Below are 15,590 nucleotides of genomic sequence, written 5' to 3' on the forward strand. Positions count from 1 at the left end.
CCTATTGCGCTACGAGCCATACCGGTTCAGTCGAATAGGAGAAGTGCCATGCAAGTCAGTGCGAACACCGTGGAGTTCCGGGTTGAGCTCCCACCTGATCTCGTAGGCCCCGAATACCTGGACAAGGATGGCAAGGTCTCCCTCCTCGCCAATGCCGTGTCCGGGAGCATGGATCTGGTCAGCCGGAGCGAACTGTCCTCGCTCGAACGCCTGCGAGTCGGCCGCACCAGCGAAGAGGACCGTGACATCCTGACCGCCTTCCGGGAACGCGGCTACGTCTATGAGGACGCCGCCGCCGAGCAGAAGGCCTACCGCGACTTGGTGGACGGCTATTTCCGCACGATCCAGGAAGCGCCGTTCCAGTTCATGTTCATCCCCTCCTTCGTGTGCAACCTCGCCTGCTCCTACTGCTTCGAAGGCGAACTGACCACGAAAAGCCCGCAGATGAGCGAAGAAATGATCGAGGCGGCCTTCGACTCGATCCCGATGATCCAAGAGCTCCACGAGAATTCCGGACCGCCCTACATCACCCTGTTCGGCGGCGAGCCGTTGCTGGACACCGCCTATCAGCGCTGGGCTGTCGAGGAAATCCTCAAGCGTGCCTACGACCGGGGCTACCCCTCCACGGCGATCACCAACGGGGTGGACCTGGACAAGTACGTGCCGCTGCTTAAGCAGTACGGCTGTGAAGAGGTCCAGGTCAGTCTCGACGGCACACCCTCGGTGCACGACCAGCGCCGAGTCTTCCGCAACGGCCGTCCGACCTTCCATCGCATCGAGCGCGGCATCGATGCCGCGTTGGACGCTGGCGTCCGGGTCCTGATCCGCTTGTTGGTCGACCGTGACAGCGTGGACGACATGCCAAATTTTGCCGAGATGGCCCAGGAAAAGGGCTGGATCGACAACCCGTTGGTCACGCTCTTCTACGGATTCACGAAGCAGACGACGTTCCTGTACGTCACTCCCGACCACCCCGAGGAAAGGCGCCGCACCATGGTGCGCGGCGATGTCAAACCGGGTCTGAGTGAAGCGTTCTTCGAGATGCTGCGCGCCAACCCCTTGGTCGACGACATGCTCAAGCCGGACCCGGCGCGCATTCGCTCGGCTGTCATGGAGGGTGACCGGATCCATCCCAACCTTCAGGGCTGCAGCGCGGGGACAAGCGTGATCGCCTTCGACCCCAACGGCAAGCTCTACGGCTGCCCGGAGACCGTCGGCCGTCCTCAGCACGCCTGCGGCAGCTACGCCCCTGAGTTCCGATACGCCCGCGCCTACCGCGAGCCCTGGCGGCATCGCCACGTCGACACCGTGGAGATGTGCCGCCAGTGCAACGTCAAGCTGTTCTGCGGTGGTGGAGGCTGCCCGATCAAGGCGTGGGCTGCCAGCGGGGGCAACTTCGACACCTGTTACTGCCCCAAGGTCGAGACCATCAAGTCCAACGTAGAGCGCGAATTGGCCTACCTACTGCCGATGGCCCTGCGCCGCAGGAACACCAACACCGTGACGAAGGAAAAGGGAACATGGCAGGAAATGAGCCAGGCGGGTTCGTTCCCCTGGATGAGCTGACCGGTCCGCGGCCCACGCTGGCGGTCGAGACCGCCGTACCCGCGGCGGTTCCGATTGAGATCACCGTCAAGGAGCGATACGACACGCTTGCGCAGGCGGGAACGAGCAACCTGTGCTGCGCTCCGCAAGCCATCTACACCCCCGACCAGCTGGACGGGATCCCGCAGTGGGTTCTCGACCTGTCCAGCGGCTGCGGCGCACCGCTCGGCGCAATCGACCTGCGCCCGGGACAAGCAGTGGCAGACTTCGGCTGCGGCGCGGGCCTGGATCTCATTCTCGCGGCCCGGCGGGTAGGCCCGGGCGGGCGCGTTATCGGTATCGACGGCTCGCTGAGTATGGTGCGCACCGCCCGCCGCGCCGCCAAAGAGACAGGTCACACCAACATCGACGTGAGGGTGGGGGACATCCGGCGCCCGCCGCTGCGCCCGTCCAGCGTCGACGTTCTGCTGAGCAACTGCGTTCTGGGCATGTTCCCGGACAAAGCACAGGTGCTGGAAGCGATCTCCGAGGCGCTGCGTCCCGGTGGCTACGCCGTGATCTCCGACGTCGTCTACCTGGATGAGGTACCCGAGGGAGCGGTCACCACCGGCGAGGCTGACGCGGACGACTACGCACGCTGTGTGGTGGGAATGACCACGGATCAGTACCGGGAGATGGTCGTTTCGGCAGGTTTCGATCATGTCGACATTCGAGATGACGGCTCGGTCGCCTACCGCGACGGCGCACGGGTGACCAGCGCAACCATCGTCGCCTACCGTGGCCAGCCGCCCGAGACACCATGCTGCTGAGCCAGGGCCTGCGGCGGCCGTTCACCGAGGCCGGGCTGCGTGCCGACGAATACGCCGAGATACGCCGGGAACGCAGCCGCCTGCTCACAGCCGTATGGCGTGGCGGCACCTTGGAGAGCGTCAACCGAGCTACCGACGAGGGCGGGTGCGTGCGGGTGCTCAGCCCGCGCGGCTCGTCCTTCGTCTCCTTCACCGACGGCACGCCCGTGTTCGCGCTGCGTCAGGCCCGGCAGCACGCCGTCGGCCTGGGGGCAGCGCCCATGCGGCCAGCGGACCGGACACCGGCCCGCGGCTCCTACGCGCCGCAGGTGCGAGAACCGGTGGAAGCCCTCCCGCTGGACGAACAGCTGGCCTTGATGGCCAGGTGGCACGCCCAGGCTCTCAGAGCCCACCCGGCCGTCGTCGGCGCCCTCGTCTACTACCGCCATGCGACATCCAACGTGGAGGTGGTCACCAGCGATGGCGGCGAGGTCAGCTGGACCCGAGCCGACCTGACGCTGCAGATCACCATCTATGCGGGCGGGAGCATCTATGCGGGCGGGAGCGAGGAGCGAGGCGTCGGCTCGGTCTCGATTGGCAGCCACGGAGACTTCGCAGCAGTACGTGATCTGGAGCAACGTGTGGAGGAGGCCGCCGCCACAGCCGTAGATCTCATCCATGCACCGCCACTTGAGGCAGGCACGTACGATGTGGTGTGTGACGGCCCGCTTGCTGCTACATGGGCTCATGAAACGGTCGGGCACCTGGCGGAGGCCGACCATCAGCAAGGGGCGAGAAAGACCATCGCAGACCTCCGTGCGGGCCGCAGGCTCGGTATGGAGGAGCTGACCGTCGTCGACCGCCCGGGGCCTTCAACAGCGCGTGGGTATGTGCCAGTGGATGACGAATGCACCACCGGCAGGGAGATCACCTTGATCGAACGCGGGCGGGTGGGCAGCCGCCCCCGCCTGCACGACCTGAGCACCGCGACCGCCTTCCAGGAAGCGCCCACCGGCAATGCCCGCGCCCTGAACTACCGCCACCCGCCGTTGCCGCGGCTGCGCACGACCTGCGTCGAGGCAGGCACCAGCACGCTGCAGGAGATGATCTCCGGCGTAAGCAATGGCCTGCTCGCGGAGGGACTCTTCGGAGGCCAGACGAACAGGTCCGGGTTCGCCTTCCTGCCCGCTTCCTGCCGCTTGATCCGCGACGGCGAAACAAGGGGCCTGGTCAAGGGCGCGGTACTGACCGGCGACGTACTGGACACCTTCGCCACCGTGGACGCCGTCGGCCGCGACGTATCGCGCGGTGACACGTCCGCCAGCTGCGGCAAACAGGGTCAGACACCGCTTCCGGTCTCCTGCTGGGCACCCGCCCTGCGCATGAGAGGGGTGCATGTTGACGTCGGCTGAAACCCCTGAGGACCTTGGCGCCACGGTCGCAGCGATCTCCGCGGAGGCCTCTGCCCGTACCGCAGAGTGGCACCTGCTCCTGCTCGATCACCAGCAGACCACCACCGAACTTTCCAACGGGCAGGTCGACGCTTCCCGTTCGTCCGGGGAGACCACCGCCTACCTGCGACTGATGGTCGACGGGCGGATCGGCACTGCCACCAGCAGTCGCCCCGACCGAGTCGAGGAACTCGTCCAGGACGCCTGGGACTGCGCCCGCTGCGGGCCCACCGCTGACCACAGCTTCGCTCCTTCGTCCAAGCCAGACACGCCTGATCGCACCTCTGGCCTCTTGCCTGACGATGCGGTGCTCGCCGGTACCCGCGACTTGACTCACCAGGTAGCTGAACTGCAGCAGCACTCGAAACTTCTGCTGCACGGCACGATCACGCGCACGGACGAGGCGGTGTACATCGCGGGCCCGGTCGGCGTGGTGCACGACAGGCTGGGCCGCTGGGGCGTATCCGCTGTGGCCGAGAGCCCTATTGTGGAGAATCTGCAGTTGACTTGGCACACCTGGACCCGCCGGCCCCAGCTGCCCGAGGAGGTCGCCGAGTGGACCGGCACAGCTGGGGCCTGGCAAGACCTGCCGGCTCTGCCGTGCCCTCCCGGACTGCGGGAAGTACTCCTGGCCCCTAACGCGGTACACGCCCTGCTCTCGCCCTTGATGCGCTCACTCGGCGGCCCGGCCTCCAACGGGCGTTCATTCCTGCCCGCCGAACTCGGTGACAGGCTCCTGGACAAGCGTTTAACTGTCACCGACGGGTCTTGCACAGGCGGGCAGCGGAACCGCACGGCCGACGGGTTACCACATCCGGCGGTCGATGACGAGGGCGTAGCCTGTCGCCCCCTGGTGCTGATCGACGCCGGGGGACCGATTCACCGGTACCACACCTCCCACAGCGCGGCGGCCGTTGGTGCAACACCGACGGGGCACGGCTTTCGCGGCAATGCCCTGCGCCGCAAGCCCCTGCAGCCCATCTCCGCTGTCCTCAACAATGTCCGCGTGCATGCTGACGCGACGCTCACCACCTCATGGCATGAACTGCTGGCCTCCATCGAGAACGGGATCGTGGTGGAGTCCTTGTTCGGAGCCGAACAGAAGGGGCGGCTGTCTCCTGTTGTCGAGGGGGGCGTCCAACAAGGGTTCGTCGTTCAACACGGCCGGGTCGTGGCGCGGCTGCGGCGCACAAGTTTTCGCATGGACCTGCGCGAGGCTCTGGGCGCGGACCTTGCTGGGGTGTCAACGCAGAGCTGGCCGGTGAGCAAGGTGTGGACCGGCAAGATGCCGTTCCTCCTTGCCCGTTCGCTCCAGGACTGAAGGAGGGATCCACACGTACGACGCGATCATCGTCGGCGGTCGGGTGGCTGGGTCAGTCACCGCGACCTTGCTGGCGCAACGCAAGTGGCGGGTGCTGCTGCTCGACCGGGCTCCCTTGCCCAGTCCCGCGGTGTCCACACACTTCTTCGGGCCCTCCGTGCTTGCTTTCCTCGAGGAGCTGGGCATCCTGGACAAGGTGCGCGCCACCGGGGCGCCACCTCTGGCGCACTGGCATCTCCACCTGGGCGATAACTACTACGGCGGGCCGATGCTGCCGCGCGCCCAGCACCCGTACAACCTGTGCGTACGCCGCGACTCCCTGGACGACATTCTGCTGCGCCGTGCCGCTGAAGAGCCCCTGGTCGAGGTACGCGACCGCACCGCCGTGCGTACTCTGCTGCGCCAAGGTGACCAGGTCACCGGCGTGGCAGGGGCTGGCTGGGAGGAGAAGGCACGTGTGGTCATCGGCGCCGACGGACGCGGCTCGCTGGTCGCCCAGCAACTCGGGGCCGAGCCGCTGTTCGACGCCGGTGCCCTGCGTTGCACTTTCCACGCCTACTGGCACGATGTGCACGCCCTCCCGGAGCCTTCCTTGGAGCTGTGGCACGACGACGGTGACGTGATCCAGATGGGCCCCTGTGATGGCGACCAGTGGGTGGTGATGGTCTCGGTCCCCCCTGAACGATTCAAGCAGATGCGCGCAGACGGTGGAGCCGGATACGAGCAGCGGCTACGCGCCATACCTGCCATGCGAGCCCGGCTGCGCACCGCCGAACGCGTTTCCCAGGTCTTCGCGGGCAAGAATCTGCGCAACTTCCATCGGCCTGCAGCCGGAGCAGGCTGGCGGCTGGTAGGTGATGCCCTGTGCCACAAGGACCCGCTGTTCGGTGCCGGCATCGCTGATGCCGTTTCCGGCTCCCGGGCCCTGGCTCAGACCCTGGACGACGCCCTGAGCGGCCGAGTCAGTTGGGAACACAGCGCTAGTCAGTACATGGAGGAGACAGAAACCAAGATCGTGAATCGCATGAGACAGGGACTGGAGGACTTGACCATTCAGCCTCCCGCACCGTCCCAACGCGCCTGGATCCGCAGCGCTTTGGGGCACCCAGGCCTCGCCTTCGAACTGGCCGCGCACTGCTCGCGCCTGTTCGAAGCACTGCCTGCTGACCGGCAGGCATTCTGGCAGCGTGCGGCAGACTCCACCGCCGAAGTCCTAGGCCTGCCCCAAGCCGCACGCCTGGCGCAACAGGAGCAGGCCCGGTGACCGGCCCGGCGCTCCCCGACTACCTTGCACCGCATGCCGAGGACCTCGTGGCCTTGCAGCGGGCAGTCGCCCATAATCGCTGGCTCGCGGCCACAGGGCGCGACGCATACGCCACCACGGACACGGCGGAACGCTACCCGCACCTGTCGAACGGTTCTCTGGTCTCGCTCGCGCTGGATCACGGAGATCTCTCCCTCGCTCACGAACTGTCGCTGTGGTACTTCCGAACGATGCTGGCCCGGCCCACCCAGGAACTGCGACAAGGACAGCGTGAGGTCACCGTCGAGGTGAATGGCCGCTCGCTCAGCCACGCCGAACTCTTGGCCGCCCGGAGGACTGCGCAGTCCACGGCCGAGCACGATGCCCTCGGCCGGGCCGTGACCGAGGCGAGCAGCAAGCTCGATCAGTACCGCATGCGGTGGCTGGAGCAGCATGCTCAGGCCGTCCATCGGCTCGGATTCGTATCCCACGCACATCTGGTACGCGCGTTGCACCCGGACGCCGACCGGTGGGTGACTGACGCTGAGAGTTGGCTGGAGCGCACCCGCGAAGACTTCCTTACCCGGTGGCGCCGTTGGCAGGATCAGGACAGCCTGGCGGCGCCACGCCTCTTGGACACCAGAATCGTCGCCGAGGGCGCAGGTACAATCGATGACCCCCTCGGCGTCGTCACCGCCACCGTGAAGGCATGGGGCCTGTCTGCGGCCCTGGACCGCATCACCGTCGACAGCGAGGCACGAGCCGGGAAGCTCAGCTTCTCCTTCTGCTCCCCGGTGAATCCGCCCCACGATGTACGGGTGTCGGTCACTCCTGGCCGTTCGCTGCGCGATCTGCCCCCACTGCTGCATGAGTTCGGCCACGCCCTGCATTTCACTTCTGGCGTGGAGCACGCCTGGGAGCTTTGGCGGATCCCGACTGCACTGACCGAGGCGGTCGGCTTCGCAGTGGAGCATGTCGTGCATCAGCCCCAATGGCAGCAACAGCATCTGGGCGCTTCGCTGGCTCCCGAGGCCGCTGACCGGCTGCGGTTCGGGCGGGAGGCTGTACGCCGTCTGATCGCCACCAGCCTGTGCTACGAGATGGCGGTACATGACGGGCACCCTGCGCCCAGAGACCTGTACGAGCAGATGTTCGGCCGCGAGTTCGGCATCAGCGTCAGCGGCGCTGATGCATTCAATCGGCTCCAGGCATACCTGGAGGGGCAGCCCTGCTATCCGCTCGTGTACTACGAGGCCTATCGCCTGCGTGACCCGCTGTGGCAGTACTTGGAACAACAGGGAGGGCCTCAATGGTGGGCTTCCCCCTCGGCACACACCACCCTGGTGGACCTGTTCGCTGCCATCGGGCGTACTGCACCGGCCGAATGGTCTTCTTCGGCCCTCGCACCCGCGATGTCAGATATGTGAATCGGCCTGCTCGCGGTCCCGGCGCCGCAACGCGGCCGCTCTGCGGAATTCAGCATGGGCCTCGGTGACGATTCGATGCAGCGCGGGGGGAAGATCCGCCGCCAGCAGATGTTCCGCCCCTGACAGCACTGCCTCTTCCTCGCCCCACCAAGGGAAGAGCTGGCGGGAAAGCTGGCCCGCCAGTTCTGCAGGCCGCCGCTGCCACAGGGCCGGCATGTCGTCGAAATACCGGTGTGCAAACGGCCGCAACACCTCGTTCTGTCCCGGCGGAGCGAACCCTGTGGCGGCCGCGCGGGCGAGCGTCGCCGGCACGTCTTCGGCGAGCACGGCCAGCTCCCAGGCCGCCGCCTTGGCGCCTACTGCCGGGAACGAGGCGTATGCGCGCACCCGCCTCGCCTTCTCCGCGAGCGGCTCCCCTTCGTGTGCATCGGAGTCGATCTGTTCCAAGGTGGTGTTGCCGTGTGCGGCGAGCCCGGCAAGCAGCCGCCAGCGCAGATCCTCGTCCAGAGTGAGCCCGTTGGGTAGCGGTGTGCCCGCGCACCAATCCCGCACGGTCGCCCGCAGATTGGGGTCGAGCCGGGCCTCCGCAAGCGACCGGCAGCAGATCAGCCGCTGATCGGGGGTGGAGCGTGCTCCTCGTACACCATCCATCAGTGCTGCGGTGAACCGCGGCCATCCCTGTTCCTCGGCCCACTCCTGGCTGACGTAGGTGGTTAGCACAGTGCGAGCCTGACGCAGCACTCGCTGAAGGACTCCGGACTGCGACTCGCTGAGCATCCCGTTGACCACCATCTGCAGGAAGTCCCGGGCAGACAAGGAGGCGTCTTGCACCATGCTCCACACGCTCGCCCAGCACAGGGAACGCGCCAGAGGATCCCGCAGTTCAGACATGTGTGCGAGTAGCCCGTTCAGTGACCGAGAGTCCAGGTGCACCCGGCAGTAACCCAAGTCACCTTCGTTGGGCAGCACGATCATCCCGCATCGCTTGCCGACCAGTTCGGGCACCTCGGCGGCGTGGCCTGACAAATCCACTTCGGCGTAAGCCGTGCGGATCAGGGCACCACCTTCCCCGGTCCCGCCGTAGATTCCCACCGCGACCCGCTGCGGTCGGTGTGTGGGCGCCGGACCGGCTTGGAGCAGCCGAAAACGACTGAAGTGTCCCTCATTGTCGACCGCGAAGTCGGCACGTAGCAGGCCGGGTCCAGTCGTATGCAGCCAGCGGTCCACCCACTCGAGCACGTCGCGGTCGCAGGTCTCGGCCAGGCACACAAACAGGTCGGCTGAGGTTGCCGTGGCATAGCTGTGCCGGTGGAAGTAGCTCTTGAGTCCGGTGAGGAATGCCTCGATGCCCGTGTACTCGACCAGTTGCCGGATCAGGGCGGCACCCTTGGCGTAGGTGATGTGGTCGAAGTTCGCCTGCACCTCCTCGATGTCCTCGACAGCGAAGATCACCGGGTGCGTCGATGGGAGTCCATCCTGTGCGTAAGCCCACGCCTTCTTCGTCGAGGCGAACAACGCCCAGGTGTCGGAGAACTGCCCCAGCTCGTTCTGAGCCCACAAGGCCGCCCAGGTGGCGAATGCCTCGTTGAGCCACAGATCGTCCCACCAGCGAAGCGTGACCAGGTTGCCGAACCACATGTGCGCGCTCTCGTGCAGCAACATCGCATTGCGACGCTGCACGGCGTTGCGTGTCGCCTGGGCGCCATGGAGGAAGTCATCGACGGCGGTGATGCAGCCGGCGTTCTCCATCGCCCCGGCCCCGAACTCCGGGACGAAACAAACGTCCAACTTGGAGAAAGGATAGGGCTGACCGAAGTTGGTCTCGAAGAAGCGGAGACCGTCCTTGATCTGGGCAAAGAGTCCCTTGGAGTCCAAACGCGGTGCCAGAGAACGCCGGCAGTACAGGCCCAGGGGCACGGCGCCGGAGCTGCTGGAGAAGGTTGCGTGCGCCTCCACGAACGGCCCTGCGAGCAGGGCGATGTGATAGGTGCTCAGTGGAACGGTGGGTTCGAAGACATACCGGACCGCTCCGGAAGGAAGTGTGGTCCGGGAGATTACGGGAGAGTTCGACAGCGCCTTCCAACCGCGCGGCACCGTCACCGACAGGTGGAAGGAGGCCTTGAGACCGGGCTGGTCGAAGCAGGCGAACGCCCGGCGCGCATGAGTCGTTTGGAAGTGGCTGTACACATAGCACTCGCCGTCGGCCGGGTCGGTGAAGCGGTGCAACCCCTGGCTTCGTCCCGCATACGGGTAGACGGCCTCGACGGTGAGATCGTTTGTCTCGGCGAGTGGACCCAGACGAATCCCCTCGGCGAATCGATCAGCATCGGTCAGACGGCGCCCGTTGAGAACCGCCCCCATGACGTCCTGTGCAAGGCAGTCAATCCACGAGTGAGCTCCTGGCCTCCGGCAGGTAAACCTGATCGTGGAGCGGGTATGGAACACCGGCGCCGATGTTGCTGTGTCTTGCAGATCCACTTCGATGTGGTAGGAGCTCACGCGAAGCAGTTCACTCCGCGACTCGACGTCCGTACGGATCAGCGGAGAACTGCTCAGACCATCCCCCAAAGCATTGCGGACCGCTGCTGCGCAATCAAGGTAAAGATGTTCTAAAATGATCTCTGACGAAACGCAGAAGTACTCTTGCTGGAACCTAGGGGCAGGGAGTGGCGATGGACAAGAGCCAGATTTCGGCCATTGTGGCGGACGGGCACCGCGAGCCGTTGACACAGCTGCCGCTTTCCCTGGAGCGGGCGACCGAACTGGCGCAGTGCTACAAAGCCCTTGGTGACCCCGTCCGGCTGCGGCTGCTGTCCCTGATCGCCTCGCACCTCGACGGCGAGATCTGTGTCTGCGACTTGGTGGGCGCCTTCGACCTGGCCCAGTCCACCATTAGCCACCACTTGAAGATCCTTCGCGATGCCGGATTGGTCGAATCGCAGCGCCGCGGCACCTGGGTCTACTACTGGATCAGCCCCACGGCGCGCGAGACCCTCGGACCGGTCCTGGGGCTGCCCCCGTATGAGGCTGGATCGGCGTCCCACTAGGCGGCCGCCGTCGCTGAGCGTCACCGCAGGGACGAATTCGAGGTTTCCCTGAAGTTTCGAGCCGCCACTTCCCCTGCTTCGCGATCACGAGAAACACAGGGCCCTCTTGTTCAAGAAGATCACATACGCGACACCAGGGCGGACGCATTAATGTCCAACCGTAGATCGCTTCAAACCTCAGCGCCCAAACTTACTCAGAGGCACGTTTCCCTCGAAGTGCCTTCCTTGCCTTTTGCGACCAATTTCCGATATACGCCCGGGCTAATCACAGATTGTGATTGGCGAGTATTGGCCGGTTGACCCAACTTTTCAGATGGCATTACCGTCGGGGCGCTTCGCTATGACAACGGAGGCTGTGTGACGGGCTTCTCAGCCCCGCAACGTCGTTCTGACTGGTGCGCAACGGGAGGGCATGCAGTGATACGTTTCATCGCGCTGAGCGGATTCCTTGGTGCCGGCAAGACCACCACACTCATGGCGGCCGCACGCACCCTTGAGGAACAGGGTCGTCGTGTCGCCGTCATCACCAATGATCAAGGTGCCGACCTGGTCGACACCCAGCTCGCCCAGTCGCACGTGGACAGAGTTGGCGAGGTCACCGGCGGCTGTTTCTGTTGTCGCTTTGAAGACCTTGTGAGCGTCGCGCGGACGCTGGTCGACGACGGAAACGTCGACACCCTCCTCGCCGAGTCGGTCGGCAGCTGCACGGATCTGCAAGCCACAGTCGTGAACCCCATGAAGCGGTACTACGGGGACGAGTTCACCGTGGCCCCGCTGACCACCGTCGTCGAACCGGACCGGCACCGGGCACTCGCCACCGCTCTACGGCTCGAGGACACTGAATCGGACCTCTCCTATCTCTTCGGCAAGCAGCTGGAAGAGGCTGACGTCATCGCCTTGAACAAGATAGACACCCTGGTGCAAGCGGAGCGCCGAGAAATCACTGGCCGACTCGCCCAGCGTTATCCCCAGGCGAAAATAGTTGCGTACTCTGCGGCCACTGCCGAAGGGATTACGGACTTGGTGGACGCGTGGGGGAACGACACCGGGTCGGGCGCCGTGCTGGAGATCGACTACGATCGCTACGCCAACGCAGAGGCCCAACTCGCTTGGCTCAACCAGAGGTTCAGCAGCTCCAGCCCACAGGGATTCGTTCCCCAGACCTGGGCCACCGCCGCCCTGATGCACTTGTCGGCGCGAGCTGCTACCAAGGGCTGGACGATTGGACACGCCAAGGTGAGCGTGCGTTCTGGCACGGCGTTGACTAAGCTGAGCCTGATTTCCGCAGGGGCCGATCCGGTCGCCAACACCGCCCAGACGGAGCCCGTTCACAGCGCGGACATCCAGTTCAACGCCCGCGTGGTGTGCGACCCCACCGATCTGGACGCGGCCGTTCAGGATGCGGTTCGCGCGGCCGACGATGCCGCAGCCTGCATCAGTGTTCCGCTGGCAGCACCCACCGCCTTCCGCCCGGGGTACCCAGTACCCGTCCACCGTATCCAGGCGTAGTCCCGACGGCGCAGACCCCTCACACCGAGCCCGGCAGACCGGACACGGCACACACTGAGTGCCTTGGCATCGGGGCACTCGTCACAGCAGTGATCGGCTCTGCAATCGCAGCCGCACGACCTAGTGAACGGACACGGACCGCACCTGCCGGAGAACCCCGGCAGGCTACCGCCGGACTTGCAGCCCAGATTGCTCGCTCCGGAGCCCGTGTCCGGAGGCGTTTCAGCCGGTGGTTAGCCCGGTCCAGGCGTAAGCAACGTCAAGCGGTCCTGTCCCTGACCCGACGCCGTCGCCATCCGCACGCACCGAGGAGTTCTGTTGACCGCCACCGAGCACGACAGAGCCGAGCAGTCCGCCATAGCCGCCGACGCGCCCGGCACCCAGCCGCAGTTCGTCCCGGGCGGCACTCCGCCGCAGACTCCTCCGTTGATAGCCAAGGCCGCAGCCGAACTGGTCGGCACGGCGGCGCTGGTGGCGGTGGTGGTCGGATCCGGCATCCAGGCCACCGACCTGACCGAGGACGTAGGCCTGCAACTGCTGGCCAACTCCACGGCCACCGTCTTCGGCCTCGGCGTCCTGATCACCCTGTTCGGCCCGGTCTCCGGCGCACACTTCAATCCGGCTGTCACCCTGGCCGAATGGTGGACCGCACGCCGTGGCGGCCCCGGTGTCACTCTGCGCGAGGCAGCCATCTACGTCCCCGTCCAGATCGTCGGCGCGATCGCGGGCGCGATCCTGGCGGACGCGATGTTCGGCGAGCCCCTGGTCAAGTGGTCCACCCACGACCGCTCGGCGGGTCACCTCCTACTCGGCGAAGTCGTTGCCACCGCAGGTCTGATCCTGCTGATCTTCGGCCTGGCCCGTACCGGCCGGCTCCGCGTCGCCCCCGTCGCGGTCGCCTCTTACATCGGCGCGGCGTACTGGTTCACCTCGTCCACGTCCTTCGCCAACCCGGCGGTGACCATCGGCCGCGCCTTCACCGACACCTTCGCGGGCATCGCCCCCGGGCCGGTCCCGGCCTTCATCGCCATGCAACTCCTCGGCGCCCTGGCCGGGATGGCACTCGTGACCCTGATCTTCATGCCCGGCCGGAAAACCGCCGAGTGACCGCGTCACACGTGACCGCACCCCCGGAGTCCCGTTTCACTCACTTGGCCGTTCAGGCGACCGGTACCGCCTGCGGTCGCTTGGACGTGGCGCTTTCGTTCTTCTGGGCGGCGAGGTAGCGCTCGGCGTCCAGGGCTGCGGCGCAGCCGGTGCCGGCGGCGGTGATGGCCTGTCGGTAGGTGTATACGCCGGGCAGGCTGGTGTGCGTGGAGGGGGAGGCAACTTTGATGTAGCCCTCGCCGTCCAGGTCCAGTTGGCCGCGGAGGAGTTCGGTGCGCGGGTCATGGCCGATGGCCACGAACAGTCCGGTGACGGCCGGGTCCGTGGTGGTACCTGTCGTGGTGTCGCGCAGGGTGAGGACGGCTGTAGATGCCAGCAACTTCGCTGTCCCAGACGAAGGAGATCTTGGGGTGCTCCTGCATGGCTTTGGATGCGCGCAGGGTGTCGCGGCGGTGGATGATGGTGACGGATTTGGCGAAGCGGGAGAGGAAGGTGGCTTCTTCCATGGCGGTGTCGCCGCCGCCGATGACGGCGATGTGGTGCTCGCGGAAGAAGAATCCGTCGCAGGTCGCGCAGTACGACACGCCCCGTCCCGACAACTCGTCCTCGCCGGGCAGGCCGAGCTTGCGGTGCTGGGATCCGGTCGCGACGATGACCGTCTTGGCTCGGTGCACGGTGCCCGCCGCATCCGTCAGCAGCCTGATGTCGTCGGCGAGGTCGACGGCTGTGATGTCGTCGGCGATCAGTTCGGCACCGAAGCGTTCGGCTTGGCCCCGCATGTTGTCCATGGGTCGGGGCCCTGGATGCCGTCGGCGAAGCCGGGGAAGTTCTCGATCTCGGTGGTGGTCATCAGCGCGCCGCCCGCGGTGACGGAGCCTTCGAAGACCAGGGGCCTGAGCTGGGCGCGTGCGGTGTAGAGGGCGGCGGTGTATCCGGCGGGGCCGGAGCCGATGATGATGCCCTCGCGCACGTCGGAGGTCGTGGTGGCGGTGCCGGTCACGGACGTCACGCTTCCTGCTTGGCGTCGATCTCGGCGATGAGGGCCTGGATGCGGGTGTTGATCTCGTCGCGGATGGGGCGGACGGCCTCGACGCCCTTGCCCGCGGGGTCTTCCAGGGCCCAGTCGAGGTACTTCTTGCCGGGGAAGATCGGGCAGGCGTCGCCGCAGCCCATGGTGATGACGTAGTCGGACGCCTGTAGGGCCTCGGTGGTAAGGATCTTGGGCTTGTGGTCGGCGATGTCGATGCCGACCTCGGCCATGGCCTCCACGGCGGCGGGGTTGACCTGGTCGGCTGGGATGGATCCGGCGGAGCGGACCTCGATCCGGTCGCCCGCGAGGGCGGTGAGGAATCCGGCGGCCATCTGCGAGCGGCCCGCGTTGTGGACGCAGACGAACAGCACGGAGGCGAGCGGAGCGGCAGGCATGGGGTCTTCCTTCATCAAGCGGATCAACTGCACGGGGGCGTCGGTGGTTCAGGCGGGCAGGGAGGTCAGCAGGTCGGTGATGTGGGCGTCGATGTCGTCGCGGATCTGCCTCACGACGGCGATCGGGGCGCCGTCGGGGTCGGCGACGGGCCAGTCCAGGTAGCGGCGGCCCGGCACGACGGGGCAGGCGTCGCCGCAGCCCATGGTGATGACGATGTCGGCGGCCTGGACGACCTCGTCGGTCAGCGGCTTGGGGAACGCGTCGGCCACATCCGCACCCCGCTCGGTGAGGACCTGCGCGATGTGCGGCTCCACCTCGGCGGCCGGATGCGTGCCCGCGGAGGAGACGGTCACCCGCCCGGCGGCCCGCTGCTGAAGGAGGGTGGCCGCGAGCTGGGAGCGGCCGGCGTTGTGGCTGCACACGAACAGCACCCGCACCAGCCCGGAGTCCGGCGCGCTGTGGACGTGCGCGAGGGCGTCGAGGCGTTCGGCGGCGAGGCGCTCGGCCAGGACGACCAAGTGCGTGGTGACCCGCGCGGTCTCGGCCAGGCGCCGGTAGGAGTCGGCGAGCAGGCCCTGCACGGTCTCGGCCGAGAAGTGGCCTGCGTGCCGGGTGGTGAGCCGGGCCGCGCTGGTGGCCAGACGGGGGTCGGGCAGAAGGGGCGGTGAGGAGGTGGACATGGCGAGACCCTTCCGTCGGACCTATGGGTCAGCCCGGACTGGTATC

Annotated in this window: 12 protein-coding genes and 1 pseudogene; 9 read left to right on the forward strand and 4 right to left on the reverse strand. The window is 66.5% G+C overall.

What is annotated here, in order from left to right; genetic code table 11:
• The first annotated feature begins 48 nt into the window (after positions 1-48).
• The 6 genes from HUT19_RS15535 to HUT19_RS15560 are packed head-to-tail and all read left to right on the forward strand — an operon-like array spanning position 49 to position 7,775.
• A complete protein-coding gene (locus tag HUT19_RS15535) occupies positions 49-1,566 on the forward strand; it encodes a radical SAM protein (RefSeq protein ID WP_176181067.1) in 1,518 nt (505 codons plus the stop codon).
• Complete coding sequence (locus HUT19_RS15540; protein ID WP_176181068.1) at positions 1,521-2,354, forward strand: methyltransferase domain-containing protein; 834 nt, start codon at positions 1,521-1,523, stop codon at positions 2,352-2,354. The genes HUT19_RS15535 and HUT19_RS15540 overlap by 46 nt, the downstream gene beginning before the upstream one ends.
• On the forward strand, positions 2,345-3,745 hold the full coding sequence (locus HUT19_RS15545; protein ID WP_176181069.1) for a TldD/PmbA family protein: 1,401 nt from the start codon (positions 2,345-2,347) through the stop codon (positions 3,743-3,745). The genes HUT19_RS15540 and HUT19_RS15545 overlap by 10 nt, the downstream gene beginning before the upstream one ends.
• Positions 3,729-5,105, forward strand: coding sequence for a metallopeptidase TldD-related protein (locus HUT19_RS15550; RefSeq protein ID WP_176181070.1), 1,377 nt, complete (start codon positions 3,729-3,731; stop codon positions 5,103-5,105). The genes HUT19_RS15545 and HUT19_RS15550 overlap by 17 nt, the downstream gene beginning before the upstream one ends.
• Positions 5,083-6,369, forward strand: coding sequence for an NAD(P)/FAD-dependent oxidoreductase (locus tag HUT19_RS15555; RefSeq protein ID WP_176181071.1), 1,287 nt, complete (start codon positions 5,083-5,085; stop codon positions 6,367-6,369). Before HUT19_RS15550 ends, HUT19_RS15555 begins: the two co-directional genes overlap by 23 nt.
• Positions 6,366-7,775 carry a hypothetical protein gene (locus tag HUT19_RS15560; RefSeq protein ID WP_176181072.1) on the forward strand — a complete coding sequence of 470 codons (1,410 nt, stop codon included), beginning with the start codon at positions 6,366-6,368 and terminating at the stop codon, positions 7,773-7,775. Before HUT19_RS15555 ends, HUT19_RS15560 begins: the two co-directional genes overlap by 4 nt.
• Here the strand turns inward: HUT19_RS15560 and pepN are convergent.
• Positions 7,764-10,505 carry an aminopeptidase N gene (gene pepN, locus HUT19_RS15565; protein ID WP_303331908.1) on the reverse strand — a complete coding sequence of 914 codons (2,742 nt, stop codon included), beginning with the start codon at positions 10,503-10,505 and terminating at the stop codon, positions 7,764-7,766. The two genes, HUT19_RS15560 and pepN, sit on opposite strands and share 12 nt — an antisense overlap.
• Here pepN and HUT19_RS15570 point away from each other — a divergent pair.
• The 3 genes from HUT19_RS15570 (at position 10,448) to HUT19_RS15580 (ending at position 13,438) form a co-directional block, all read left to right on the forward strand.
• Positions 10,448-10,822: a helix-turn-helix transcriptional regulator gene (locus HUT19_RS15570; RefSeq protein WP_176181074.1), complete on the forward strand. Its 375-nt coding sequence runs from the start codon at positions 10,448-10,450 to the stop codon at positions 10,820-10,822. The genes pepN and HUT19_RS15570 overlap by 58 nt on opposite strands.
• 417 nt (positions 10,823-11,239) lie before the next feature.
• Positions 11,240-12,331: a GTP-binding protein gene (locus HUT19_RS15575; protein ID WP_254885590.1), complete on the forward strand. Its 1,092-nt coding sequence runs from the start codon at positions 11,240-11,242 to the stop codon at positions 12,329-12,331.
• A gap of 318 nt (positions 12,332-12,649) precedes the next feature.
• A complete protein-coding gene (locus HUT19_RS15580) occupies positions 12,650-13,438 on the forward strand; it encodes an MIP/aquaporin family protein (protein WP_176181075.1) in 789 nt (262 codons plus the stop codon).
• Between the two features lie 52 nt (positions 13,439-13,490).
• Here HUT19_RS15580 and HUT19_RS15585 read toward each other — a convergent pair.
• The 3 genes and pseudogenes from HUT19_RS15585 to HUT19_RS15595 form a co-directional block, all read right to left on the reverse strand.
• Positions 13,491-14,438 (reverse strand): annotated as a pseudogene (locus HUT19_RS15585) (NAD(P)/FAD-dependent oxidoreductase).
• 5 nt (positions 14,439-14,443) lie between these two features.
• Positions 14,444-14,863, reverse strand: coding sequence for an arsenate reductase ArsC (locus HUT19_RS15590; RefSeq protein ID WP_176181076.1), 420 nt, complete (start codon positions 14,861-14,863; stop codon positions 14,444-14,446).
• A 48-nt stretch (positions 14,864-14,911) separates the two neighbouring features.
• Positions 14,912-15,544 carry a low molecular weight phosphatase family protein gene (locus tag HUT19_RS15595; protein ID WP_176181077.1) on the reverse strand — a complete coding sequence of 211 codons (633 nt, stop codon included), beginning with the start codon at positions 15,542-15,544 and terminating at the stop codon, positions 14,912-14,914.
• Positions 15,545-15,590 lie beyond the last annotated feature (46 nt).

This window comes from Streptomyces sp. NA02950, assembly GCF_013364155.1.
In the GTDB taxonomy this organism is placed as follows: Bacteria; Actinomycetota; Actinomycetes; order Streptomycetales; family Streptomycetaceae; genus Streptomyces.